General features: G+C 46.2%; 1 protein-coding gene. It reads left to right on the forward strand.

Translation table 11 applies throughout. The features are described from left to right. Positions 1-667, forward strand: a 667-nt coding sequence (locus R8N47_RS25670) for a methyltransferase (protein ID WP_318186161.1), incomplete at both ends; no start/stop codon positions are given.

The raw sequence follows: 667 nt of genomic DNA on the forward strand, positions 1-667 counted from the left end.
GCGACTCCGGCCAACAAGCCGCGAATGAACATCATTGGAAAATGACCTTTATCCAAGGTGACGCGTTTGATCCTCAAACCAAGGCAGTATTCAAACCGACGCAACATGCTGTCGCACTGCATGCTTGTGGTGACCTTCATGTTCGGTTGATGGAATATGGAAGTGAAGCCGGCATCGAGGCGATGACGATTTCACCTTGCTGTTATCATTTGATTCAAAGCGAGACTTACCAAGCGTTATCCCAATCAGTGCGAGCGTCTGAACTCATTTTGTCTAAGCATGAACTGCGCATTCCATTGCAACAGACGGTGACAGGCGGTGAACGTGTGCGTCGCCATCGTCAACAAGAGATGGTATTCAGGCTTGGTTTTGATTTACTGACACGTGAGATTTTGGGAGTTGATGAGTATCAACCCGTGCCAAGCATTCGAAAATCACAGTTAAGTGATGGTTTTGAGGCATTGTGTCTCTGGGCTGCGAAAGAAAAAGGTATCGAGATTAACCAAGCGATTGACTTTGCCGAGTTTGAAAAGCGGGCAATAAAACGTTTTTGGCATATGGAAAGAATGAGCTTAGTGCAACTGGTTTTTCAGCGACCTTTGGAGATCTGGCTCGCATTAGACAAAGTGCTTTATCTTGAAGAACGTGGTTACCGTGTTAGATTGGC

The sequence above is a fragment of the Vibrio sp. 2132-1 genome, assembly GCF_033344315.1.